A 25,260-nucleotide genomic window follows, 5' to 3' on the forward strand; every position below is an offset into this window, starting at 1 on the left:
AGGGATGTCCTAGGCATGGTACTAGGACATCCCTTTTTGTTTTAACGAGATTTAATTTACTATTATTTGTAGAGTGCTTATTTAGTGTATTTCTGACAACTTAACACTAAAACTACACCGTTATAAAATTAGATAACCGCATCAGTTTGTAAGAAAGGATAAACGTGGTCCAGCAAGACATGCATCTATACGATCTACTTGAACTTTTGTAAACATAACCATTAAAATCATAAAAGTAATTAGGGGAAATTGACTTAACATAGAGTTTAAAAGAAAGGTTATCAACATACGTTCTTTTTTTGTACTGCTAAAAATTATTTAGCCACAAACTCGTCTTACTACAAGCTTACAGCGTATAGAAAAAATTTTGAAAAAGATGATGAAAAGAAATACCGAAATTTGAATTTTGCTAGTTTGAAAAGTTTAGCAGTTATAGATACGGAGTTAAGATATTTACTAATCAAATTATCATTAGATATAGAGCATTCAATTAAAACTAAATTAATGAACTTAGTTACAAATAGTGATGAAGAAGCATTATATTTATCAGGGTTATTCGTATTAATTTGATTAGATTTTATTTAAAAGAAAAAATATGTTCTCGTGATAAAAGGAGTAGATTTTCCACTCCTTTTTACATTCTTTATAATAGGAATTACTTGAAAACGGTTTATAGTTAAGATAGGTTATTTATTAATAGATGAAAAAAATTGGTAAAGTAGGTTGAGAGTAATTGGAACAGAAAAAAATAGTAAACCAAAGAGAGTTAATCGACTACTTTAATATAGCAAAAGATTCATTACTTGCTATGGAAAAAGAGGGGCTTCCATTTAAGGGAATTGGAAATCGTGAAAAAGAGTATGATATAGAGCAAGTAAAAGAATGGTATCAAAGAATGAGAGAAGAAATTCATTCACTGGTCATTGATAAAGAATATGATAATAAAGAAATCTCTAGAATATTTAAATGTGGGAATATGGGAGGGATGAGACGATCGAAAAAAACAAACACTTTAGTTTTATTCTCTGATCATACAAAAGGTATTTACGATGATCGCTGGGATGAGGATATATTATATTACACAGGGATGGGCCAAGAAAGAGATCAAGTCTTAGAAGGGAATCAAAATAAGACTCTATATGAATCTACAGAAAATGGAGTAGATGTTTACTTATTTGAAGCATTTGAAACAGGAAAGCACATCTTTATGGGGAGAGTAGAGCTTGTAAAGCAGCCTTTTCAAGAGATCCAAGAGGATACACAAGCAATAGATAGAAATGTATGGATTTTTCCAATCCGTTTATTAAATAAGCATGTAGTTCTTTCTGAGAGTGTTATTCAAAATCGTCAAGAGAAAGAAAAGAAAAAAGCAAGAGAGTTAAGTTATAACAAATTAAAGGATCGAGCTACCAAGGTAGTATCTTACGGTAATAATAAACGTTTTACAAAAACTACAACATATCAACGAAATGAGTATGTAGCTGAGCTAGCTAAAAGGCGTGCACAAGGTATATGCGAGTTGTGTGAACAGCATGCTCCTTTCCAAGATAAAAAAGGGAATCCATACTTAGAAGCACATCATGTGAAATGGCTATCAGAGGATGGAGAAGATACGATTTATAATACTGTTGGAGTATGTGCGAATTGTCATCGGAAGCTGCATGTTTTAAATCTACATGAAGATGTTGCAAAATTAGAGAAAAAGCTGGCGCGATATAAGCAAAAAGACGAGATATAGAGAGTATATGTACTAAATAAGATGTGAAAGAAGTGACGATTCATGAAGAAAAAAGTATCGGTTGTTGGAGCGGTCATTTTTAATGAGAAGAATGAAATACTATGTGCATTACGTTCTCCTGCAATGTCATTACCGAACTATTGGGAATTTCCAGGTGGAAAAATTAATGAAGGAGAAATGCCGCAAGATGCGTTGATACGTGAGATCAAAGAAGAACTAGGATGTTTAATTACTGTTGATGAAAAAATAGAAGAAGTGGATCATGAGTATGAGAATATTATAGTTCATCTTGCTACTTATAAGGCATACATAGAATCCGGTATACCTAAAGCGCTTGAGCATGCCGAGTTGATATGGGTTCATGTTAATAATTTATTGGAGTTAAAGTGGGCCCCGGCGGATCTTCCAACCGTAGGAGTTTTATGTTTAAAGTTTAAAAATTAAGGTCTGAAATAAGAAATAATGAGATAGATTTTTATAAGTTATAAACTGTTTTAAAAGTAGTTGTATGACTTCGGTGGCTCGGGCTCATGACCTCCACCCTGTCAATCCTGATGAAACATAGCAAAAAGAAAAGCTTATCTCGGTAGGAAATGGTGAATCTGTACGAGTAAATTACATTAAAGTGCACTCCTATGAACAGCTGTATGAAGCTCTATATCAAGATTCTGTTGATATTGAGTTTCTGAAGCAGATAGAAGAAACCGTATATAATGTAGTAAAAAGAGATACTATTACAAACTTAGAAGTGGACATAGCAAGGTTACGCTATCTAACGGATAGAGAAAACTTCTTAAATTCATTTACTAATCCAGCTGAAAGCGGTGAAGTAGCTGGAAAAACACTCGTTACATTTGCAGACATTCAAGACCCAAATCAATTAGCGGTACAATATACCCTAACAGCTTCAGAGCTTTGTAAAAGAGTATGTGGTGAAGAACAGACACATTGGCACGCTGCTTATGACTTAATAAAGGATGTCTGTACACATACTGGTAAACATCTACGTGATAGCAATAATATGTATCATGTTAATATGAATGGAGTCAGTAGATATTCAATGCACATGGTACATTTGCTGAAAAAAGTTAAAGACATGGAACCATATGTGATTAATATTGATGGTCAAGAAATAGCATATCCACCTCAAGAATGAAATAAAAGCGATACCATAATTAGTATCGCTTTTTTTATATATTATTCATTTGTATCCGTATCAAATTTCTCAAGTACTTTTAATAAAATCGTTAAAATGATTGTAGAAACAATCGCTACAATTAAAATGCCATGAGGCGATACTACAACTGACGTTAGTCCGATTTTTGCAATTGCAAAGTATCCTACATACGTTGCAAGGAATGATGTGACTACTGAAATTGTAAATCCTAAAAAACCTAATTCGTCTAATTTCTTCTCAGTCAATCCAACCATGCTGAAAATCTTTGTGAAAATAGCCGCTACGATGAACAGTCCGAAAGATAAAAGGAATAATGACATTGCTCCAGTATATGCAATTTCATCTGGCATCCATTTACCCAATGCTAACATTAAAAGCGCTGGAAGGAAAAGCGGTAAAAATAGTCCTAAAATCATGACTACGATTTCCATTTTATTTGTTATTTCAGTATTATTTTGGTTACTCATAAATCCCCCTAAATATTGGTGTGAATGATAATCTCTTGAAGAGTTCAATATATAATATCACATTAAATTCATGTATTTAATATTATTTTTTATTCAGAAAATGGAGCGTTAAAAGTCATAATAATCATCTGAAATTTCCATTATTGAATATTAATATTCAATTTTTATATAAAAAAATAAGCTCCGAAGAGCTTATTTTAATAATAATATCACCGCAATTATCAATGATATTATCAAAAATACAATCATAAATAATGGAGCTCAGTCATGAGCTATCGTCCTGTAAGCGTCATTGCTGCTGTATAAATTGTATCTATAGAACCGTCAGCATTTGTAAGTTCAACTTTGTAACGATATGTTCCATTTTCTGAAAGTTCTCCACCCCAGCCAGTGGTAGTATATAACTCTTCATTTGTGCCAGCTGGTAATTCAGAACCAAAACGGAAATCACTGTCATAGTAATCCCAACCACTCGCCCATTTCTTTTCAATAGTTACACGATAACGCACATCTTCAGCTCTGTCATTTGTCATTTTTGCAATCATATTTTGTCCGAAGCTGTATTCCGTAGCGTGTAATTGAATCGTGAAACCATTCACCGTTTCGCTAGGACCACAGATATAACGACAGTATTCGCTTGCTCCGTCAGCGTGTGCTTCAAGTGTGTTAATGTTCATAACCGTGAAACCGCCTAAAGCTAAAGCTCCTGTTAATAATACTTTACCAAATGTTTTCACTTGAAATTCCCCCTAAGTATATTCTCAATTCGTTCGATAGATATCACATTAAGTAGTTTTATAACATTAATCTAATCGAACGCTTTTTTTCCTCGAGTGTATTCGCTATTAATCTTTTATCTTGTAGTAATCTAATCTCTACATAAAATTCCATAGTTTTGATTCCATATATGTATCATGATTTACATAGAATAAATCTGTTAATACGTTTTGGTTATTTACTTATCCCACCTTCCATTTTACCTTTTATTGGTAAAACATTATTTTTATTATATACTATTATTACCTATTTACAAGAGAAAATAATCCTGTATGCAAAAGTGCATAATAAAAAACGAACCAATACTATAGTTCGTTTTTCACCACGCTAAGCCCGACAAAGTCTCATTAACATTTTCTTCAATTTTTTGATGATACGATTTTTGGTTCTGGTGCAATAACTTCAGGGCAATTGCAAGGAATCTCTAAATCTAGGACATACTGATACTATTACTCTAAAAAAGGTGTGTGATCGGTATGGAAAAGGAAAAATTGTTCAAATGGAAGCACTATCAGCCTGATATTATCTTATTAACGGTAAGATTGTACCTACGGTACAATCTAAGTTTTCGTGATTTGGTAGAAATGATGGAGGAGCGAGGTTTGTCTATTGCTCACACCACCATTATGCGTTGGGTGCATCAATATGGACCTGAATTAGACGAAAGAGTACGACGTCATCTTAAGACGACAAATGATTCCTGGAGAGTCGATGAAACGTAAGTGAAAGTAAAAGGTCAATGGATGTATTTATATCGCGCAGTCGATTCAGAAGGGAATACCATTGATTTTTATCTAAGTGAATCAAGAGATAAACAAGCAGCCAAGCGCTTTTTCAAGAAAGCCTTGGCTGCTTCTAATATTTGTAAACCTCGTGTTATAACAGTAGACAAAAACCCAGCCTATCCCGTAGTGATTCAAGAGCTAAAAGAAGAGAAACGTATGCCTGAAGGCATACAAATAAGGCAAGTAGTATCTCAATAATATAGTGGAACAGGATCACCGTTTCATTAAGAAACGTGTGCGTTCTATGTTAGGATTCAAGTCGTATGAAACAGCCACTTTTATATTGAGTGGCGTTGAAGCCATGCATATGATGAAAAAAGGACAACTTCACCCACAGGTGAAGTCTGCCCAAAATGAAGTCGGATTCATACATAAGTTGTTTGGAATTGGATCATAATCTGTCATTGAACAATCCATGTAGGTTCTATGTCTCTATCAAATGGTTTTTGCACCAGAAACGGCTCGAACTCACGACCTCCACCCTGCCAAGGCAATTTTCCTAACAGATGAAAGAAAGGGAGTCGATAAAACTTATATGTATCAAAGCTCTCAAGTTATTATCCTCATTGAGAACTACTTCAATTAGAGTTTCTTACGGAAAATACTAAAGGAGTTATATTCATTGGTCAAGTCCTTTTTGCAACAACCTCCACAGGTGTGGCTTTTGAGTTGGTACTCTCAAGGGAGATATTGTAAATGATTATTAACTAATAGATTCACTGAGACAGCAAACTAACAAGGTGTACTATTCAGACAAAACTTGTGAGCTAGTATTCGACAAAAGTAGGAGACTAAAATAGGTGCCGTCTCAGGTGGTATTGATAGGCGGGAATTGGGAATAAATAGAATAACTATTTATGAAAACTAAGAGGAGGAATATAAAATGTTTAAGTGGTTTAAGAAGTGGGTTAACGGGCACGATAATCTAGATCAGGCTGCTATTGAGTTTTATATCGGTGACGATAGAGTCGTTCTCATAGGTGCTGATGCAATGAACTTTGTAGCTAACTTTAATAAGAAATACCAAACTCTATATGTTGAAAATAAATTAACTGGAACGAATATACGATTTAGGGTGTCTCATGTGGGTACCTACAAGAGAACAACTTATAAAGTAGCAATTGGGAGGTAGGAAACTAATGGATATTATGGAGATAGTAATGAACAAGTGATTTGCTGGCTCGGTCGCCTTGTTAGTTGTAGCTATAGGGAGTTGGTTCTTCCTGTGGAGCGATGTACCAAAAAAGAAGTGAGGCATCCAGCTCAGGGGGAACGATAAAGTTTTGCTCGATTGGTTACAACTACAGAGGTAGGACTGTTAAAGAATCCTACTAACTAGCAAAACCCCCACCTCGATGGACTCACTTTTCAGCAATAACCATACAGACTTATATCTATATAGTTTCCTTCCTCAGCAAACAAAAAAAGAGGAGTAGCCGACTAGTTAGCTGTCTCATAGACACAAAAAAAGAGGGCTACCTCTGAGCCAGCTGATTTGCTGACTAGAAGTAGTCCTCTGTTAACTTGTGGTGTCTGATGGAGACTCCCACAGTTTTCGCTTTTGAGAATGTCCTCTCAAGCCTTGATACTATTGAGTTTTATGACCCCAGAGAGGCTCGAACTCACGACCTCCACCCTGTCAAAGTGGCGCTCTCATAGCTATGTTATGGGATGAACGCTGATTTTAAGGCATTTTCACGGGTTTGTATAAACGGAATTCTATTAAAAAAGCAATGGTTATTGTAAGTTATGTGACCAGTTGTGACCACAAAATTATGTTCTTAACTGGCTGTATAATGGTAAAAGGAATGAGATATTCATTCCTTTTTTTGTAGAGAGAGGACAACGCTCTATCCCTATTTTGTTATGAGGGAAGAACAGTAATTTACACTTCATGATATATGAAGCTAATATGAACATCTGATGTTCTCACTATTTATGCTTTGAAAAGGATGAGGTAATTGTTATTTGAGAATCTAAAATAAGATTTTATTGTTATTATATAATTAGAAGAAAATGAAGTATTCAAAATATATGTGTCAAAATAAAATATTAACACTACTATAATTCTGTTACTAGTAGCTATGTGTTAAAATATGGATGATAATTGTGTGTATGGAGGAGAAGATGAGCACAATTACAACAATTTGGTCGAAAAATCTTCAAGCATATAATGTTGTAGATAGAGATAAGAATTGTCGCTATTCAATGATACGAGCCTGGGATGGTCAAAAGGATAAAGTGACGATTATTATGTATAACCCTCGTACACTTGACCCTAATCCATTCATACTTGGTCAATCACTCAGTAAATGTGTAGCAAAGATTTTAGAACATGGAGATTATGGTGCAATAGAAGTTGTAAATTTGTTTGCTAGGACAAGCAATAGTCAAAAGGAATTGCAAAAGGAATATAAAGTATTTGACCAAGTAAATTTCAGATATATAAAAGAGGCAGTTGAAAGTTCATCAATGGTTGTATTAGCATGGGGAAAGAAATGGGCAAGAGTAAGTAGAAACCTAAAATTTAAACAACTAATTATGAATTACCATGGAGCATTAAAATGCTTTGATGTACATGATAATAAACAGCCGAGGTATCCTAGAAGTTTATCTACTGAAACAACATTAAAGGATTGTTTTATGGATTTAACAGGGGATATATATTCTATAAAATTACTTACTTTATCAGGTGAGTAAAGATTAATACGTATTATGGTGATGGCTTCAACTGAAAGTGTATCTAATAAGTGAGTAAAGAAATTAAACGACAGAATGATATGGAGATATTTAGTTATTCTCCTTGCTATAAAAATATGTCTGCAAGTGAAGTTTGGACAAGAGTTGATATTAGTCCATTGTTTAGTAAGATATGCTAAATATATCAGTGGGATTGGTATATTTTGAGGTTGGACTATGAATCAAAATGGGAGGATATTTATGTATTTGTTATCTGATGAAATTGAAAAAGAGAAGAAATCCTACACTAAAAAACCAATAGTTTATAAAAATGGTATAGGATTTCCATATAATGACTTAACAGATAGGGGATTTGAAGTACTATTATACTTTATATATAAAGAAGAAATTAACAGTGGAGAACTAAAAAAACAATTTGATTCAATTAATTTAATGCAAGGAACTGGAGAGAGAGGTAGGGATTGTACATTACACTTTAAGGGGAAAGTAGCGGGGGCAATACAGTGTAAGAAATATAGTAAACGTGTAGGAAAACCTGAAGTTGCAAAAGAAATAATTAAATTTGTCCTGCATTATATATTGGACAAAAAACTCATTGAAAATCCAAAAAGTTTTTCCTATTATTTTGCTGTATCAAATGATTTTACAGAACCAGCACTAGAATTGTTAAACAGCTTTAATTCTCAAATTTATATAGAGGATGATTTTGAGTCATGGACTACAGAAGTAATAAAGGCTTACAAGGCTTTCAAGGATATGTCTTTAGATACGATTAGAGAAGAACTTATAAATATATTAAAGTTAATAAAAGTTCATAAAATCACTGCAAATGATTTGAATATTAAACTAAAAAAGCATTCACATTTGATTGCCAGTTTTTTTGATGTAGAGAAAGTTATTTCTGTAGAAGAGAATAAAGAAATGATTAAAAGTATAATCCATCCAATTCCAAAGTTGATGGGGCTAGATGAATTTAAAAGTAGATTGGTGAAGAAGAGCAAAAAACTTCCTTTTTCTAATCTATTTATTGGTCGAAACAAAGCATTAGATGAATTGACTGAAAAGATTTTAAAAGGAAGTAAGATAGTTATTATAGATGGGGTTCCTGGCATCGGAAAAACAAGATTTACAATTGAACTCGCTGAACAAATTCTTCTGAAAGACCGTTACGATAAAATTCTTGTACTTAATGATAGTATTTATAATTCAAGTATTTCATTGTTAGTGGAGCTAAATAAAGATATGAGATATATCTTGCTGGTGGACGATGCAAATAGGGTAGAGAATTTACACGAGCTCAAGGAACTTTTATTTAATCATTCATTGAGTACAGAACCTCTTATTATTTTAAATGTTCGTAGTTATAATGTAGAGATGGTTACTAAAGAGGTTAAGTCATGGGGCATAGATGAAATATTTAGTTTTAATTTAAAAAGATTAACTAATAGAGAAATAGATACAATATTACAACAGGAACCCTTTAAAATTGATATAGAATCATATCGTAAAGAGATAGTTCTAACCTGCAAAGGGAATCCTAGATTGGCTGCTATAATGGCAGAAGTTATGAAGAGAGAAGCTGGGATAATCACCAATAAAGAAGCGTTTAATCTCTTTCAGAGTTATTTTGAAGGTGTGTTTACAGAGTTAGTCAATTTAATCAGTGAAAACTATAAAGATAAGGCTTTGTTAGCTATAATATCCATGCTCAGAACAATTCAATTAGATGATGCAGAATTAGTAAGTAAAATTAAAGAGGTTTTACAATTTAACAATGATATTGAATTTAAAGATTCGATAAACAATTTATATAAGTATGAAATAATTGAAATTTCACCTTACAATTCCATAATTAAGATTTTTGACGATAGTGTTTCTGAGTATATACTATTTAGATATGTTCTATCAGATTTAACAGAAGTCATAAACTTTGAACAGATGTTTGACGCTTTTCAAGAAACTCATGCTAATAATATTATTGAGAATCTAGTTGCATTATTTCTTAAGGGATATGAAAGTGAGAGGCTAAGGACCGTCTTATATAATTTACCAAATAAAACATTGCAAATATTGAAAAGTGATGTTGAAGAAAGAGTAAAGTTGAAATATTTAGATTGGATGAATAAGTATGTCCCAGCTTGTCCAAAGGAGTGTTTTCAGGTAATTAATCGTTATTGGAGAACCGAAAAGAGTACTATTTCGGATGCACAGGCAGAAATAATTGTTGATATATGTAAAAAAGTAATTTACGCAGCGTGGGATACACATTTAAGGTTTGTAGTAGAGCTTCTTAGAGAAATAGTTCTAGATGGACGATTACAGGAGGCTAAAATAGCCGCTAGCGATTTTCTGTCTAAAGCTACTAAATATCATCCACCTATGGAATGTGAAGGTGGATATGTATGGTTTTACCAGCACCAGAAGATTATACTTGACATTATTGAGAGATGGCTAACTAAAAGGGTTACTAAAGATGAGGTTAGTTTGGTTATAGATATGCTCTCACAGTTGTGCAAAAATCACTATTCAAATGATTACATGGATTATATAGATAAAAATAAATTTATTATGCAATCGGGTGGGCTTCAAGTCACTGACGATTTACTTAAGATACGAGCAAGGACTTTTAATTTGTTAATAAAACTTTTTAAAGAGGAATGGGTTACTGATATTCATAGATTGGAAATAGTTAAAGTATTATCGTATCCCTTTGAATATTTGCGGCATGGAGAGGCTCCTACAGAAAGCCTTACAACTTTCGATGCAAACATTATTTTACAGGATATAGAGGGACTTGTTAACTCCAAAGATAACTTACTTATTGAGAGTAAGATATATGAACTTATACATTGGATAAGTCGTGTCTACAAATATGAGAAAGCACACTTATTACTTACCAAGTTACAAAATGAGGAACTAACAAGATTTGAGAAAGTGAAAGGAACTTATTGGTACAGGAAAAGATTGAGTACGGACTGGAGAGAAGTAGAGGTAGAGGTAGAGCAGAAAGAATTTGCCCTAAATACTGCTAGGAAGATAAATATACAAAATTACCTAGAATTTTTAAACAAGATGGAATTGTCACAGTCTCTGCTGTTAATGGACAAGCAATCTTACTTGCCGATGATTGGGGAGATATTACACAATTTAGGTAAGGGAAATTTATTCTTGGGCAACAAAATAATTGATGAACTAAAGGGAAATAAATTTTTATCGCTAAAGATATATTTAAAAGATATATTGTCTGGAATAGGGATAAATGCCCCTGATTTAAAGAGAAAAATATGCTTAGAATTAATCGCAGAGAATGAAATGGAATATTGTCGAGCAGTGGCTTTAAGTTACGCTTGGAATAACCAGCCTAGTAGAGACTTTAAAGATATACAAGTATTTACCTTGCTAATTGATTTTAATGACCATTTAGTTGAATACCATCTGGTAAACGCTTTACGTCATTATCAAGACATAGATGAGCAATTCGTAAAAAACAGTATACGAGCAATTGTAGAACGTTGTGGAACGGATGTTTATTCAGAATTACTGATGTTACTAGAACCAAAAGAAGAGCAGGATACTTATAAGTTTTTTAAAACAGATACGGGGTTTTTTAAAGAATTAGTCTTTGGAACAATTCGTTTATATTCTATTTCTAATGATACTCTAGACTATCATTTATCAGAGTGTATGAAACATCTGGTTAATATAGAGGGGCTGGCAGTATTTCTTGAGTATCTCGAAGGTAGGATTAAGCAGAAAGAACTTGTACGCTCTTATAAATATGGTTTGCTAGCAAGTCGTAGTGATTACTTTATGTTTATTAATCAATTTGAAGGTAGTAGTAATTTCTACAAAGGGCTTATGAACAAAATGTTAAAAAGTTCAATTAAAGAGGATATTATAGACTTAATTGTTAAATTAACAAATAATGATAGTAAAATTTATGATGTGCTTATGGAATTATTAGAAGCGGATGAAAAGTGGATTGATTTAGTTATGGGTATATTGAGAAAATTACCAGTAATACCTGCTTGGTTTAATGTGGTCGAAGTATTAACATTTAGATGCTATGATGTGGAAAAATTAAATATGCTCTACAGTGCATTCTATCCTAACTCTTACTGGGGGTCTGGTGAGGATGTTTATCAAAGTATCTTAGATAATATAATTTTTAATAAGCAAAGGTTTAGTTCATATGAGATGTTAAGTTTTATGGAAGAAGCAGAAGATATAATTAGGTCAATTATTAAAGGTCGAAAAGAACGAATGGAATGGGATGAGGAATATATTTGATTTTTCAACAATGTTAAATTAGATTACATTATGCTGAAGAATAGCTAGTAGCCCCTTTAAAGAAGACGTAAAATGTGAGATGAGTAAGAAAATTAAAAAACAGTTACGTGTAAGTCCTTGTCCAAAGGAAAAGCTGGAGATTTTAACACTTCAATGGATTGATTTGGCAGCAATTGTATTACAGGAAATGGGACATTAAATGATTATAGATTCAATTATGTATCGTATCTTTTCTGTAGTTTATGGGAAGTTAACAATGTAAATAAGACAAAGGATTAACACCCCTTTGTCTTATTTATGATAATTTTTCTTATTGGTTTTTACTTAGTATGTTTTGATACATAGTTATGATGTCCTTTACTGCATTAAAAGAATCTTGGACGGAAAGGGTTGTAGCTTTCTCATAAACTATATACTTACCGTCAATTTTTTCTTCCCCAATTCCTACGAGTAGGATTTTATCCTTCTGCTCAACTAGAAATAAGTCGCCTTGGATTTTATCTTTTCCCACTTCAACAATCTTTTGTGTGTCGTATTGTTGTTTCAGATAATCAATTTTGCTCATCTTTATTCCCCCATATGAAATTTTAGACTTTTACCCCTTTGGAAAAGCCATCCATATTAGGATAATACTTTTTGTGGAATTTTTCTATAAATATGATTTTTAATTCCACAAAAACAAAAAAGGAAATGTCTTCGTTATCTTGAAAGAACTAGATTATTTATATAGTCAAAGTAAGGCCGTTAACACGTAACCACTCTTTACGTTGTTTATAGTCGGATAGAATAGAACGTACAAAGTTCCAGTATTCATTATTGTGATTCATATATCTTAAATGTGCCAATTCATGCACGAATACGTAGTCTACAATGGACATTGGTGACATGATAATTCGCCAATTTAAATAGATATTGCTCTCAAGTGTGCAAGTACCCCAACGCATTCTCTGCTCTTTCAATTGCACATCGTTAGGTTGTAATACCCATCTTAGCACAATATAGCTTTAAACGTGACTGTACCTTCGCTTTACCGTGTTCAAGATACCAAGTTTTGAACAAGTCTAGCAATTGCTGTCTCTTCTCCTTTTCGTCTATTCCAACTGGAACGGTTGCGATGAATTTTCCTCTTACGAAATTTAACTGAACTTTTTGTAGAACTTCTGCTCTATATACTTTTAATCGATAGTTTCGTCCTAAATAAGCAAATTTTTCACCGCTAACAAATTCCTTTGGAAAAGGAGGCTCAGTTATCTCATTCACTTCTTTTAGCTTCTGGAAGATAGTGGGTGCTTTCTTTCGCACAATATCCTCAATTTGCTTAATAGTAATGCCTGTAGGGGCGATGAGCCGAATACCTTCCATCCAACAATAATTGATACGTCTTTTTTATCGTCGGCATATTCGATGTCATACTCAATAGCTGTAGTTCCATATTGAAAAGTTGGCATACTATAACTCCTTCCCATGCATATCATTATTTTACGGATAGGAACACATTGTGACAACTGTAATTGCAATTGTAATTTTTGCTAGGTGTTGTTGTGTACGCATCAGCGCAATTGAGGGCGTTATAAGTAGTCATGAGAGGATGGGTGTGTCATATAAGAGTTGAACAGAGGAGGGGGGTGTTTTCCACATTTTATGCTCCTGGTATGGATTGAAATGCTATAAGCACCTCAATCCACACCAGGAACAGCTGTAAAATTCTCGATACGAGACGGATTTTTGATGGTTTTTATCTAGTAAAAATACCTCGATGGTAAGTATTTCTAAAGTAAAGCCCGAAACGTATATACACATATCCCATAGAATATCCTACACATTCCTAGTAGATAAGAAATGTGAAAGAATCTATTGCATTACAGTATTTATAGTATTATAATATTATAACTTAAACATTAATAATTAAATGAGATATCAAACAAATAAACTATGTAAGGAGTGAATTTACATGCAATCGCCTCTTAAGGAGGCACACTTATATATTTCTGTATGCCTATGATGTAATCATAGGAGTAGGCTAATTTTCCGCCTATGTTTGACAGGGATAAGTGTGTTTTCTAATGGAGCAGATTGTGTGTAGATTCGCTCCTTTTTTGCGTTGTCTTAGGAAAACATGGACGGATGTCTTTAGGTTATGACATTGAATCGGATTCAGATAAACGTAAATTAAAAAATATCAACTGAAAATAACAAAACAGTTAGTAAAGATAAGGCGAATCTAAGGCAAAAAAACAGTGCAAGATTTATCTCTAAATACTTATATAAAAATGTCTCTATATAGAGGTAAATCTTGCACAGAAATTAATCCTCAAATTCATTAATAAAAATAAGGAGAAAGTAGGTAAAAAGATGGCAAAAGAATGGACACTACAAAATGCAGTTAAGAAGTTTAAACCAGAAAAGATGAAATCTTTGAATAAGAATAATGGGAATTTAAACAAACGTGAATACGATTCTCTTATCAAAGAAATTAAATGCTATTACGAAGAGGTTAGGGACAAAGGTATTGGTAAGAACCGAATTATCATCACAGATAAGAAGCGAAAAGTAAAAGCTAAGAAAGAAGACAGACGACAATTTAATAAAGGAATAGCACCATCTCATTCAAAGCATTTAGCACTCATGGTTATGAGTAAGATGGATGATATTGATAACAAGGTAAGGACTAGAAATGGGTGGGCAACCTATTTTGGACTTATATCCTCTGCTGAAAAAGATATCATGAATGGCGTTTTCAGTGAAGAAGCAATTAAACCATATAAGCAATCCATGATTAGGTTAGGAATTATAGAGGATGGGGAAGAGAAGATATTCCAAGACCTTGCTTACACGTTAACTAAGGTTGCTAAAGGACAAATACAGACTGTACTTAATCAAGCAGAGAAGTTGAAACTAATTAGCAGAATATATTCATGGAAAGGAAAGATAAAAGGCTCTGATAAGCCGATTGAAATTGATGAATCCCTTGCCATGGAGATAAAATTCATTGAAGAACAGTTGCTTAAGAAGCATGAAATCTCTAAAACACATTCACTAATGTTTAAGAACTGCCCAAAGACCAAAGCTTTTAAAGCTGAGTGGCTTGAATATATCAAGAATGTAGAAGATGCAGAAGGTGATGCAATGCAATTGCAGTATATTTATGAAGTGTTTCGAATCGAAGTATTAAACAAATATGCATTTGAAGAATATATTATGGCACATTATCCTACTGAGATTGATTCATTTGATTTACATGAAAATGAACAAACATACCACTCTAAGTTACTTGATTATGTTGTAGATAATGCTCAAAAAAAGCATCACAATTATTTGGAGAAGAAGCATGCCAAGAAACTTCAGCTTGAAGAAGATGTGAAAGAGTTACTGATAGCACTCGGTACATCAGAGGAAGAAATCATCGCATCTAATGAGCAGCGTATGGAAGAAGGGGCTTATTTTAAGGGGAAAGAGAAATCCCCTTATATAGCACTACTTGAGAGTGATATATATGTAGAGTGTATTAGAAACCTCCATCTTCAATTACATGGTACGAGTGTCACTGAATCCGATGAAATTAAAGCAGTTCAAAAAATGATTGATGAATATGAAAGGAAAGAACTTGAACAGCTAGGACTGTCACTCTCAGCGAAGGCAGAGCATGAGAAAAGTGTTAAGAATGGGATTCGTAATTATGAACCCTGTGTGAACACTGAACAACATATAGAATTGACTAAGAAAGTACAAAACAATCAAAATCAAGCCTTTAGAGAGGTTGAATTAGAAAATCTAGCACAGCAAGACAACAACATTAAAGCCAAACCAAATATCGAACCTTCCAAGTACTATGTTGAAAAAGAATTCTATGAATACGAAAAAGAATTTCTGGAAATTGGATATTGTACAGAAATTACAGATTATGAATATCTTGATGTTATGCAAACCATTAGAGATGAGATTCGGGTTTATGAAGAAAAGTATGGTGATGATGGTATGAAACACATGAAGCTTGATGCTGTTTTGGGACATGGGACAAGAAAGGTTACAGCAAAAGAGATAATAGCTGAATATGAACATCAAAAACAACGAGAACACAAGGAATGGGAGAAGCAGTTTAAGGGGGGACAGCCTGTCAAATGGGAACGAACTACAAACAATCCTCTTGAAGTGTTTCATAGAATTAGATACGGTCAGATGTGATAAAGAGGGTCTCTTAACTGAGGTTCTCATTTTTACATCTTTAACAGTCTATTACGATTATGTTATGATTTTCCTGTATAATTGAAGAAAATGGATAAAAAGTTATTAAGTTATGTTTTGTAGGAGAGATGTAGCAACAAAATTCAAATTTAGTTAAGAAATCGATAAAAATTAGTAAGTAAAATTAATTTAAAGGAGTGAGGAGATGGCTAAAAAGAAAGAAAGAATGTGTCCATGCGGGAGTAGAATACAATTTTCTGATTGCTGTAAATATCCCAAAGATGGCAATACTCCAGATGAGATTAAAAATAATATTACTAAAATAGTTATTTCTACATTTAATGATATAGGTGAAACAAGGGGAGAAACTTGCTTATATGTTTCTACCTTGGTAAAAGATTTATTAAATGAGTCGAGTATAAAAAGTTACGTTGTTGCAGGGTCTTCTACATGGAAGGGTGTTCCAATATTTTATGATTGGAAGCCCCCAATAGAATTTCATGCTTGGGTAGTAACAGAATATGGGGAAATAGTAGATTTAGCGTGTGATGCTTTAAATGAACGACGGGACATGATAGGTAGAATAGGGATAAATATACCGAAAAGGTGTTGGGAAAAAGAATTAGATGATAGAGAATATATTGGAAAGGATTTAGGTGCTAAGTCCCTTCAGTTCGATAAGAATTATGCAAGTATTAAAGATAGAGCTTTCAAGTTATTAAGAAAATAATAAATGTTAGATGAGAGAAATAGAAGAAGAAGGTGAAAGTTTGAAGATGCCAGCGAATCAAATGAGTGGAATCAGTGCAGCGCTTGAAAGTTTGAAGATGCCAGCGAATCAAATGAGTGGAATCAGTGCAGCGCTTGAAAGTTTGAAGATGCCAGCGAATCAAATGAGTGGAATCAGTGCAGCGCTTGAAAGTTTGAAGATGCCAGCGAATCAAATGAGTGGAATCAGTGCAGCGCTTGAAAGTTTGAAGATGCCAGCGAACCAAATGAGTGGAATCAGTGCAGCGCTTGAAAGTTTGAAGATGCCAGCGAACTTAAATACAAATTGGGTGCTTTCAAAACCAGTTATTAAGGAAATGTCGTTAGTAAGCGAAGAAACAGATGCAAGGAAAATTTTTAGTAAAATTCCAAGAGAGAACTATAATCTCAATCCAAGATATAGTAACGAAAGTAACAATCTGGAATATGTTTTAGAGAATAAAGAGACCAAAGAGACGATACCAGTACGAGATATTCCAAATGTAATAGCGATTACTGATATTATAAAAGATTTAACAGTAGAAGAGATTTTTGATTTTTTTAGATACTTAGTTAAATTTCCGATGTTTGGTTTGAAACACCCAGTAGGTGAAAAAATATTTAATGAAATAAACAAAGTGAATCTTCGAACCTTTAACGATTTAGTATTATACCGTGTAAGAGAGAGGGATGTAAAAAAAAGAGAGATGCCTTTTGTTGATTTAGAAATGTTTGAAGCTCCATACGGGTTCGCTAGTCATGGAAGGTTTAATGTTATCGGTCAGGGTGAGTTGTATACTTGTTCAAGTGGAGAAATAGCTTTAAAAGAAGTGGCAGTCGAAAATCCAGATTATCGATACGACATTATAGAATGGGAGCTGTTACAACCTGTAAGCCTACTTGACTTATCTAGTTACGACTCTCCTTTAGTGCAATATAGTAGTTTTGAAAAGACAACTAGTAATAAACAAGAGTATCTATTGCCAAATTTCTTATCGCAATGCGCAAAATATCATGGAATAACTGGCATAAGATACAAAAGTATCGTTGATAACAGTGAAATGAATTATGTATTTTTTGATTTTGAAAAGAAATGGTTTAAAACAATTAACTTGCAAGTTAATGTTGAGTATAAAGTCAGTGGATTACAGGTAGCTACTTAATATGTTAGCTTTCTGCAAGTAAGCATTTATTAATGAAAGTAAATTACAAATGAAATGCCAGAAAGGGTTTGAGCCTATCCTTTTTATTATCGTTTGAATGTTATCGAAATGTTAAAAGGGTTTAATAAGTGATAGTAAATATATAATTGATATTTGTGTAAAAGAGATAGCTACTACAATGCTATCCTTTTTTGGTACAATCGTAATAAAATTTTGATTTTATTAATCAAAGTATTTATTTTTATCTAAATGAAAGGGTTTTCTCTGGTCTCTGGATGTAATATATTATAATGGTAAGTTATGGAATTGTGATTTTAAGGAGGAAATTAGGTGGCGACAATGGATGTTTTTCTATCAAGTGTAAACAATGCTGTAAAAAGCATCACTCATTCAATTTATTCAATGGAACAGAGTGTAACTTTAAGACCACATAATGAGGCAGTATACTTAACTGCTGTTAGAGAAGCTATTTTAGCTGATAAAGCATGTCTTGAAGATAATAATGCAACGTGGAAAAGAATGTCTGGTGAAAAATGGGATAAGGCAAAAAAAGTTCTTGAAGAATTGTATCAAAGTTCCCAAGATACAGGAAAGTTTGGGTCAATGGTTGTACTTTCAACAGCATTACTGCAAATTGCACAGCATGTTTTGATTTTAGTACATAATACAGACCAAAAGAAAGACATTTTGAATACATATAGAAGTCTTGGTAACTCGCTAAGGAATATAAAGGGACAAAATACTGTGAATATTATTTGGGAAGGGCGTAATCAAGCAGTTCATTTTCGAGGTGAAATATATTCCAATGTAGAAACGGTCTTTGATGCATTAATTAATACAGGTGAATTGCAATTGGCGGGGTATAAAATTAAGGAAAACATGTCTTATGAAATTGTCAAACTATTAGGGTGGAGCGGTGAAAATGGCTGCGAAAAATTTCTTGATGACATGAAAAATCTAGCAATATGATAAAAGGACGCCCTAAGCAGTGCTTAAATTAGGGGCGTCTTAAATTTTTTTATATTGTAAAAGTACTTAATATTCCTCGTGTCTGTTGTATACGTGGCAGCCCTATATAATGTAATTTTTTAGATAACGGTTTATTCTTGGTTTTAAAAGATATATTTTTTGAAGGGAGCTTTAGACTGAAGAGAAATATACTTTATAGTGCTTCATCGTTACTCCATTTTCTCTCTATAAGCTTTTAAATTCTGTTAACAATTAAAATTTGGTTATATCTTTATTCTCCACACACTTCGAATAAATCTTAAAGTGAGACATTCCGTCATTTATTGATACACTATACTTGAAGGTAGGCACTCCATAATATAAAAAAATTTCTTACGGGAGTACTATTTCATGATTTAGTTAACTTAATTGCCTTATTAAATTTATAAGGAGGTAGAAGTATTAGTAATCTACCTCCTTATTTATTACCCCTCCCTAAAATATTGGTAGGTTTGGTATTCGATTAGTTCTTTTCTGAGGGGCATTTATGTTTCGAATATCAGTAATATATTGAGATGCCAATCGTCTTTGACTAGAATGAATATTTTTGTAAAGCTGCCATCCAGTTCCCGCCGTAGGTATGAATCCCAAACTTTCCTTTAATAATTCTAATCTTGATGGTCCTCCTGTATAGGCTAGGGAGATTCCGAGTGTAGTGATTAGTAAGCTGCTACCGAAATTCAAAATATCTGCTCCTAATTCTTTTATAGACCATTCTATATTTTCTGTTATTTCTTTGTAACTTATATCTGACAAGCCTTGATTAGGTGATAAAGTTAGTTGTTCAAGTGCCAAATGAAAAGCGTTTAATTTTTTTTGGAAATCATCTTTGTTTCTTAAATCTATAATTCTTTCAATAGGAATATTATTTAAGTTAGCAGGTAATAGTAGAGAGAGATAATTCTTTATATACTTGATTTCTTCAAAATCCTTATTATAATTCCATAAATCATCGCTTAAACTTATTATCTGTTTTTGGTGTTCAATGTCTGTTATTATGGACATATTTTTCCTCTTACCTATAGTATGTGCTAAGATTCCCATGTAAGTTGTAGCTAATTGAGATGGTATTTTAATTCCATTTCTTGATTCGTGTGCAAATCCCCATTCTCTACAAAAGAGTTCGAATTTATTACCAAATTTTGTATTAAACAACTCATAATTTTGATTTTCTCTTTGTTTCCAGAAATTAACGATATTTATTTCTCCAAGAGGTCCATAATGCTTTAAAGGATTCTTCAAGAATGCAGAGATTATTTCAATAACTTTATTAGTTGCTCTTTCTGTCTCATAATCTTTTGGTGGATATTTATCTAGTAAATTAGTTTCTTTGTATATTAAATTATATTCTTTACTCAAAAAAGGTTTTGCTTCATTGGGTACAATGGTATTAATTCTAGATAAGTATAATAAAGCAAATTTTAACCAAGTTTCATCTTGTATTTCAAATCCTGGATAATAGAGTATCTTTTTCATTACATAACCACCTTATCTTCCATATTTTATAATAAAAAATTATTCATTTTAACTTTAAGGGATTATATCATTATCTGTAAATATAAAAACTCCTTATTTCTACAAATATCTATGTTTTTATTTAATTTGTTAGAAAACAAAGGCAGATAACTTTCAGTTGTCTTTATACAAGTATAGAGCAAATTTCTAGCCCGTAATACCAAGATTATCCGCTATAATTAAAGTACCATATACAGATAGTTAAGGACTCCAAGGAGGCTCTTAACGATGAAAGGAAGCGTCAAAAAAGATAAGAAAACAGGAAAGTATTTTTATATTGTAGATATTGGTATTGACCCTTTAACAGGTAAAAGAAAGCAAAAAAAGAAAAGGGGATTTATTACTAAAAAAGAAGCAGAAAATGCTTTAACAAAGCTGCTTTCAGAAGTTCATACTAGAACATATGTAGAACCTAGCAAATTCCTTTATGGTGAATATCTGGAAAGCTGGTTTAATACAAAGAAGCATAGTGTTGGCGTCCAAACAGCAACAGTACTGAAAGGGTACTTAAACAGCCGTATCATGCCTTCTCTAGGTAATATCAAATTGGCTAAGCTAACATCATTGCACATGCAAAATTACGTTAATTCACTGCGAGACGAAGGTTTAAAGCGAGGAACAATTGAGAAAATAATCAAAATCATTCGGAACTCTCTTGAACATGCAATAGATTTGGAGTTAATCACCAAAAATGTTGCAGCTAAAACCAAGTTGCCTAAAGTTGATAGGGAAGAATTAACGGTGTGGAACGAACAGGAAGTACAACTGTTCTTGAAAGCTGCACAGGATAGCAGGTATTCTATCGTCTTTCATATGGCTCTTGTGACTGGAATGAGACAGGGTGAATTGTTAGGCTTGCGGTGGAAAGATGTTGATTTAGAAAAAGGACATTTAGCCATTAGCCAAACATTAAGTCATGATGGGAAGACGTTTTTGCTTGGAGGAAAGACAAAAGCAAGTTTAAGAAAAATACTACTACCTGTATCAACAGTAGCAAAGCTAAAGAAGCATAGAGCAGTCGTATTAAAAGAGAAGTTGAGTCAAGGTGAGGAATATCAAGACAATGACTTGGTGATGTGTACTCCTTCTGGAACGCCAATTAATCCTGCTAATGTTAGAAGAAGTTTAAACGCTTTGAGTCAGAAAGCGGCTGTGCCAAAGATTCGATTTCATGATTTACGTCATACGCATGCAACTTTGTTATTGGCTAAAGGTGTGAATGTGAAAGTGATTTCTGAGAGGTTAGGACATAGTAACATCAAAATCACATTAGACACTTATTCACATGTATTGCCAACGATGCAAGAAGATGCTGTTAACAAAATAGAAGAAATTTTGTAGGGAATGTGACCAATTCTGTGACCACTGGTGTTGTAGAGTATGAGAATACAAAAATAAAAAACCGCATCAAACGTTAATTTGACACGGTTTTTAAAAGTATGACCCCGGAGAGGCTCGAACTCACGACCTCCACCCTGTCAAGGTGGCGCTCTCCTTACTGAGTCGCAACATCGAAATCTTCTGCGAGAAGTTTACACTCTCATAAAGAAAACGTCTTAATTGGTAAAAGGAGTAACTAACTCACATCATAACTCATATTAATAAAGTGTTTAGCCTTTTCGATATCTTCGTCATTAGTAATTATAACTTCTAAATCTTTTTCTGTAACCATTTCATTAGAACATAACGCAGACATTCCTTCGCCAACAAGAGCTGGTGTATTAGGCATTACTCTTACAACTTTTAACTTTCTACCAAAAGCATCCTCCGTACTCTTAATGCTTTTTCCTGCAGCAATAGTTACGACTATAACATCGTTTTTTATCTGCTCTTTTATTTCGTTAATTACTGATGAGTATGGGTCTGGTTTGATTGAAAAAATTAAAATATCAGCATTTTTAGCTACTTCATTTTTGTCAGTAGTTTTAGTTATGCAATATTTTTCACTAGCATTTTTTAAATCAGTAACGTTTAAATCTGAACCAATTATTTTATCTAAAGACACTATATTTTTGTTTATCATCCCGCCAATCATAGCCATCCTCATGTTTCCGCATCCGATTCTGCTCGTGAAAAGCTTTTCATACAGGGGCATGTTTATAAGTTGAAATATCCCATTTGGAACAAGTCGTTACGTAAATGAGAGGAACTACGCCTAAAGATAGAAGTATTTACAAATTTCAAGAGATTTCTTTTTGTGTACCAAGAAGAAAAATATATTTATGATAAAATATAGAAAAAGATGATTAAGAAGGGACAATTAAAGTGAAACCAACAATTTATGATGTTGCGGAAAAAGCAGGTGTATCAATAGCGACTGTATCTAAGGTAATAAATCAAACAGGGCGTATTAGTGAAAAAACAATAAACAAAGTAAATAAAGTAATGGAAGAATTAGATTACCAGCCAAGTAGTGTAGCAGCAGCGTTAACAGGTAAAAAAACATATACGATTGGGGTACTTGTCCCAGATATCTCAAACCCCTTTTTTGCAGAAGTAGCAAGAGCTTTTGAAAATAGTGCACGAGAATCAGGGTATACACTCATTTTATGTAGTACAGACCATCAAACAAAACGTGAGCACGAATACATTGATTTATTATTTAAAAAGCAAGTAGATGGCATTATTATTGCAACGGAGCTAAATGATTATAAACTAGTTAAAAAAATCGTGAACCGAGATTTGCCGCTTGTTTTATTCACCGTAGATCATCCTTCCATCACAACTCATGTTGTGACAACTGATGATATGAGGGGAGGCTATCTAGCTGGACAGTATTTAACGCAGAAAGGCCATAAGTCTTTAACGATTATGATGGAGAAGGATAGAAAAAGTAGCATAGGGAGACTGAATGGTTTCAAGCAGGCTCTTACGGATTCAGGGATTTCGTTAGATGATGATGCTATTATTAGCTGCTATTCTACAGTTGAAGATAGCAAACGTGCTAGTAAAGAATTACTTAATTTGCCTAACAGGCCAACAGCGGTTTTTGCTTGTACAGATTTAATTGCTATATGTCTTATGAATGAAGCAAGAAAACAAGGCCTTTCGATTCCGGAAGATTTATCAATTATTGGTTTTGATAACACTATTTATGCTGAGATTGCAGATCCAGGGTTAACGACGATTGAACAGCCTATAAAACAAATGGCAGCCTGTACGTTTGAACAACTGCTAAAAACGATGGAAATGAAGGCGCATGCTAAGCAAAAAATTACAATTATTCCTCAATTAGTAGAGCGATCTTCAGTAAAGGATATTACATGATAATTTTTAAGTAGCCTACTTGAATTTAACAAAAAGAAGGGCATTATAACTAGGTGTAGTTATGATGCCCTTCTTTTTATTTAGAATTTATATAGAGAATTGCTCTCCACTTTTAGTGTTTAAATCCTGCTTAATTTCATTCTCCTTCGGAACAGTAAGGAAATGAGTTAAAAATGCACCAAAGAAGTACAAACCAGCAAAGATCCACATCACGCCGCCTACACCTAATGGTCCGATGAAGGCAGTTACAACTAATGGCCCAACGAAAGCTGATAATCCTGAACCTAAATTTAAGACAGACATTGCGGCTCCTTTATTTTCGGGAGCTAAAGATGGTACTAAAGCTGTAAGTGGTACATAACCAGCAAGTGTTGCTCCATAGCAACATGCAACAAATAATATTACCCAATAATTATGCCCTACCATTTGTGGTACATAATAGAGTGCAAGAGTTACAATTCCACAACCTACTCCTCCGAACCATTTAATCGTATTTACCCAACCAAACTTGTCTCCCACAATACCAAAAATAATGTTAAATACCATATTTACAAAGAATAGAGTACCCCAAATTTGAAGCCATTCAGTCATTGTAAAATTAAATTTCATCATATAGGTAGGCAGGAAAACAACAAATCCAAATTGGGCAGCCGAGTTTATAATTTTAACAATACCACCTATACCAACTTTAGGATTTTCAAATGCGATGGTAATGCCTTTTAGTAATTCACTTGATTTGTTAGCGCTTACGGATTGTGTTTTAAATTTGTCTTTATTTACAACAATTGAGAATAATCCCCCGACGACAACAAAAATTAAGGCGCTCCATAAAGTAGCGATTTCCCCGATTTTAGGAACCATATAACTAGAATAAAAGGCCCCTATAACACTTAATCCAAGTTGGAATACGAACCAGAACCATCCAACTGCTCTTGAAAGCATTTGCTGAGGAGTACTGTAAGATACCCAAACTAAGAAAGAATAAGCAAATAAGGGATAACCAAATCCTCGTAGAGCGTAGCAAATTAATATTACGGGATAATTCATATGTTGAATTCCTATACCTATGAATCCAATGGAACCTAAAATGAATGATATTAAACCAAACGTCATTACTTTTCTTGGTCCCCACATTTGTACAAATACCCCCGAAAACCAGGAAGAAGCAGATACGGTAATTCCGTAAATAGTAAACAGAAAAGCAGCGTGTTCTAGCGTTAGGCCATTCTCAACGAGATAAGGGGATAACCATCCCTGTTCTAAACCGTCCCCAATCATAAAAACAATAATCCCTATGTATCCCCAAGTTAAATTAGAAGGGATACCAATCTTGTCCATAAAAGTTTTGTTTGAACTTATTGCGTTCATTCTCCCACCACCGATAATTTTTTTGGTTAAGCGCTTAATTCTTTTTGATAAAAAAAGTATACGCTTACATTATGAG

General features: G+C 33.4%; 17 protein-coding genes and 4 pseudogenes. 14 read left to right on the top strand and 7 right to left on the bottom strand.

The window, feature by feature from the left end; translation table 11 throughout:
* Positions 1–336 precede the first annotated feature (336 nt).
* The 4 genes and pseudogenes from NSQ47_RS25295 to NSQ47_RS25310 all read left to right on the top strand — a co-directional run.
* Positions 337–570 (top strand): annotated as a pseudogene (locus NSQ47_RS25295) (Abi family protein); the annotation flags it as partial.
* Between the two features lie 163 nt (positions 571–733).
* Positions 734–1,738 carry an HNH endonuclease gene (locus tag NSQ47_RS25300; protein WP_341038353.1) on the top strand — a complete coding sequence of 335 codons (1,005 nt, stop codon included), beginning with the start codon at positions 734–736 and terminating at the stop codon, positions 1,736–1,738.
* Positions 1,739–1,780: 42 nt separating this feature from the next.
* The gene (locus NSQ47_RS25305) at positions 1,781–2,182 is read left to right on the top strand and encodes a (deoxy)nucleoside triphosphate pyrophosphohydrolase (RefSeq protein ID WP_341038357.1); all 402 of its coding nucleotides are present in this window, start codon (positions 1,781–1,783) and stop codon (positions 2,180–2,182) included.
* 181 nt (positions 2,183–2,363) lie between these two features.
* The gene (locus tag NSQ47_RS25310; RefSeq protein ID WP_341038360.1) at positions 2,364–2,894 is read left to right on the top strand and encodes a hypothetical protein; all 531 of its coding nucleotides are present in this window, start codon (positions 2,364–2,366) and stop codon (positions 2,892–2,894) included.
* A gap of 41 nt (positions 2,895–2,935) precedes the next feature.
* Here the strand turns inward: NSQ47_RS25310 and NSQ47_RS25315 are convergent, their stop codons facing one another.
* Together NSQ47_RS25315 and NSQ47_RS25320 are read right to left on the bottom strand one after the other, a co-directional pair.
* Positions 2,936–3,382, bottom strand: a complete 447-nt coding sequence (locus NSQ47_RS25315) for an epimerase (protein WP_341038362.1) — start codon at positions 3,380–3,382, stop codon at positions 2,936–2,938.
* 272 nt (positions 3,383–3,654) lie between these two features.
* The gene (locus NSQ47_RS25320) at positions 3,655–4,119 is read right to left on the bottom strand and encodes a hypothetical protein (protein WP_341038364.1); all 465 of its coding nucleotides are present in this window, start codon (positions 4,117–4,119) and stop codon (positions 3,655–3,657) included.
* Between the two features lie 516 nt (positions 4,120–4,635).
* On the opposite strand from NSQ47_RS25320, the pseudogene NSQ47_RS25325 reads away from it, so the two are divergent.
* From NSQ47_RS25325 to NSQ47_RS25340, 4 genes and pseudogenes are all read left to right on the top strand, one after another.
* Positions 4,636–5,341 (top strand): annotated as a pseudogene (locus tag NSQ47_RS25325) (IS6 family transposase).
* Positions 5,342–5,827: 486 nt separating this feature from the next.
* Positions 5,828–6,076 (top strand): hypothetical protein, encoded by a 249-nt coding sequence (locus NSQ47_RS25330; RefSeq protein ID WP_000477563.1) that lies wholly within the window; start codon positions 5,828–5,830, stop codon positions 6,074–6,076.
* Between the two features lie 995 nt (positions 6,077–7,071).
* The gene (locus NSQ47_RS25335) at positions 7,072–7,644 is read left to right on the top strand and encodes a DUF1643 domain-containing protein (protein WP_341038365.1); all 573 of its coding nucleotides are present in this window, start codon (positions 7,072–7,074) and stop codon (positions 7,642–7,644) included.
* Between the two features lie 240 nt (positions 7,645–7,884).
* Positions 7,885–11,934: a hypothetical protein gene (locus NSQ47_RS25340; RefSeq protein WP_341038367.1), complete on the top strand. Its 4,050-nt coding sequence runs from the start codon at positions 7,885–7,887 to the stop codon at positions 11,932–11,934.
* A 310-nt stretch (positions 11,935–12,244) separates the two neighbouring features.
* Here the strand turns inward: NSQ47_RS25340 and NSQ47_RS25345 are convergent, their stop codons facing one another.
* Both NSQ47_RS25345 and NSQ47_RS25350 read right to left on the bottom strand, forming a co-directional pair.
* On the bottom strand, positions 12,245–12,499 hold the full coding sequence (locus NSQ47_RS25345) for a hypothetical protein (RefSeq protein WP_341038368.1): 255 nt from the start codon (positions 12,497–12,499) through the stop codon (positions 12,245–12,247).
* 157 nt (positions 12,500–12,656) lie between these two features.
* Positions 12,657–13,382, bottom strand: a pseudogene (locus NSQ47_RS25350) (M48 family metallopeptidase).
* Between the two features lie 904 nt (positions 13,383–14,286).
* Between NSQ47_RS25350 and NSQ47_RS25355 the strand changes: the two are divergent.
* The 4 genes from NSQ47_RS25355 (at position 14,287) to NSQ47_RS25370 (ending at position 18,995) form a co-directional block, all read left to right on the top strand.
* Positions 14,287–16,116, top strand: coding sequence for a hypothetical protein (locus NSQ47_RS25355; protein ID WP_341038371.1), 1,830 nt, complete (start codon positions 14,287–14,289; stop codon positions 16,114–16,116).
* A 205-nt stretch (positions 16,117–16,321) separates the two neighbouring features.
* A complete protein-coding gene (locus tag NSQ47_RS25360) occupies positions 16,322–16,846 on the top strand; it encodes a hypothetical protein (RefSeq protein WP_341038373.1) in 525 nt (174 codons plus the stop codon).
* Between the two features lie 46 nt (positions 16,847–16,892).
* Positions 16,893–18,026, top strand: a complete 1,134-nt coding sequence (locus tag NSQ47_RS25365; protein ID WP_341038375.1) for an RES family NAD+ phosphorylase — start codon at positions 16,893–16,895, stop codon at positions 18,024–18,026.
* Positions 18,027–18,356: 330 nt separating this feature from the next.
* Complete coding sequence (locus tag NSQ47_RS25370; protein ID WP_341038377.1) at positions 18,357–18,995, top strand: hypothetical protein; 639 nt, start codon at positions 18,357–18,359, stop codon at positions 18,993–18,995.
* Positions 18,996–19,469: 474 nt separating this feature from the next.
* Here the strand turns inward: NSQ47_RS25370 and NSQ47_RS25375 are convergent, their stop codons facing one another.
* Positions 19,470–20,510, bottom strand: coding sequence for a hypothetical protein (locus NSQ47_RS25375; protein WP_341038379.1), 1,041 nt, complete (start codon positions 20,508–20,510; stop codon positions 19,470–19,472).
* A gap of 267 nt (positions 20,511–20,777) precedes the next feature.
* On the opposite strand from NSQ47_RS25375, the gene NSQ47_RS25380 reads away from it, so the two are divergent.
* Entirely contained in the window at positions 20,778–21,890 is a 1,113-nt protein-coding gene (locus NSQ47_RS25380; protein WP_341038381.1) for a tyrosine-type recombinase/integrase, read from the top strand.
* A 298-nt stretch (positions 21,891–22,188) separates the two neighbouring features.
* Here the strand turns inward: NSQ47_RS25380 and NSQ47_RS25385 are convergent.
* Positions 22,189–22,644, bottom strand: a pseudogene (locus NSQ47_RS25385) (pyrroline-5-carboxylate reductase family protein); the annotation flags it as partial.
* 170 nt (positions 22,645–22,814) lie between these two features.
* Here NSQ47_RS25385 and NSQ47_RS25390 point away from each other — a divergent pair.
* Entirely contained in the window at positions 22,815–23,816 is a 1,002-nt protein-coding gene (locus tag NSQ47_RS25390) for a LacI family DNA-binding transcriptional regulator (protein WP_341038383.1), read from the top strand.
* 87 nt (positions 23,817–23,903) lie between these two features.
* On the opposite strand, the gene NSQ47_RS25395 is transcribed toward NSQ47_RS25390, so the two are convergent.
* Positions 23,904–25,184, bottom strand: coding sequence for an MFS transporter (locus NSQ47_RS25395; RefSeq protein WP_341038385.1), 1,281 nt, complete (start codon positions 25,182–25,184; stop codon positions 23,904–23,906).
* Between the last annotated feature and the right edge of the window lie 76 nt (positions 25,185–25,260).

Source organism: Bacillus sp. FSL R10-2780 (assembly GCF_038006125.1).
In the GTDB taxonomy this organism is placed as follows: Bacteria; Bacillota; Bacilli; order Bacillales; family Bacillaceae_G; genus Bacillus_A; species Bacillus_A cereus_U.

Bases quoted from the DNA above. Each gene is read 5' to 3' on its own strand.
- NSQ47_RS25305 (WP_341038357.1), top strand. From the start codon at position 1,781: ATGAAGAAAAAAGTATCGGTTGTTGGAGCGGTCATTTTTAATGAGAAG.
- NSQ47_RS25315 (WP_341038362.1), bottom strand. From the start codon at position 3,382: ATGAGTAACCAAAATAATACTGAAATAACAAATAAAATGGAAATCGTA.
- NSQ47_RS25330 (WP_000477563.1), top strand. From the start codon at position 5,828: ATGTTTAAGTGGTTTAAGAAGTGGGTTAACGGGCACGATAATCTAGAT.
- NSQ47_RS25335 (WP_341038365.1), top strand. From the start codon at position 7,072: ATGAGCACAATTACAACAATTTGGTCGAAAAATCTTCAAGCATATAAT.
- NSQ47_RS25340 (WP_341038367.1), top strand. From the start codon at position 7,885: ATGTATTTGTTATCTGATGAAATTGAAAAAGAGAAGAAATCCTACACT.
- NSQ47_RS25345 (WP_341038368.1), bottom strand. From the start codon at position 12,499: ATGAGCAAAATTGATTATCTGAAACAACAATACGACACACAAAAGATT.
- NSQ47_RS25355 (WP_341038371.1), top strand. From the start codon at position 14,287: ATGGCAAAAGAATGGACACTACAAAATGCAGTTAAGAAGTTTAAACCA.
- NSQ47_RS25360 (WP_341038373.1), top strand. From the start codon at position 16,322: ATGGCTAAAAAGAAAGAAAGAATGTGTCCATGCGGGAGTAGAATACAA.
- NSQ47_RS25365 (WP_341038375.1), top strand. From the start codon at position 16,893: ATGCCAGCGAATCAAATGAGTGGAATCAGTGCAGCGCTTGAAAGTTTG.
- NSQ47_RS25375 (WP_341038379.1), bottom strand. From the start codon at position 20,510: ATGAAAAAGATACTCTATTATCCAGGATTTGAAATACAAGATGAAACT.
- NSQ47_RS25380 (WP_341038381.1), top strand. From the start codon at position 20,778: ATGAAAGGAAGCGTCAAAAAAGATAAGAAAACAGGAAAGTATTTTTAT.
- NSQ47_RS25395 (WP_341038385.1), bottom strand. From the start codon at position 25,184: ATGAACGCAATAAGTTCAAACAAAACTTTTATGGACAAGATTGGTATC.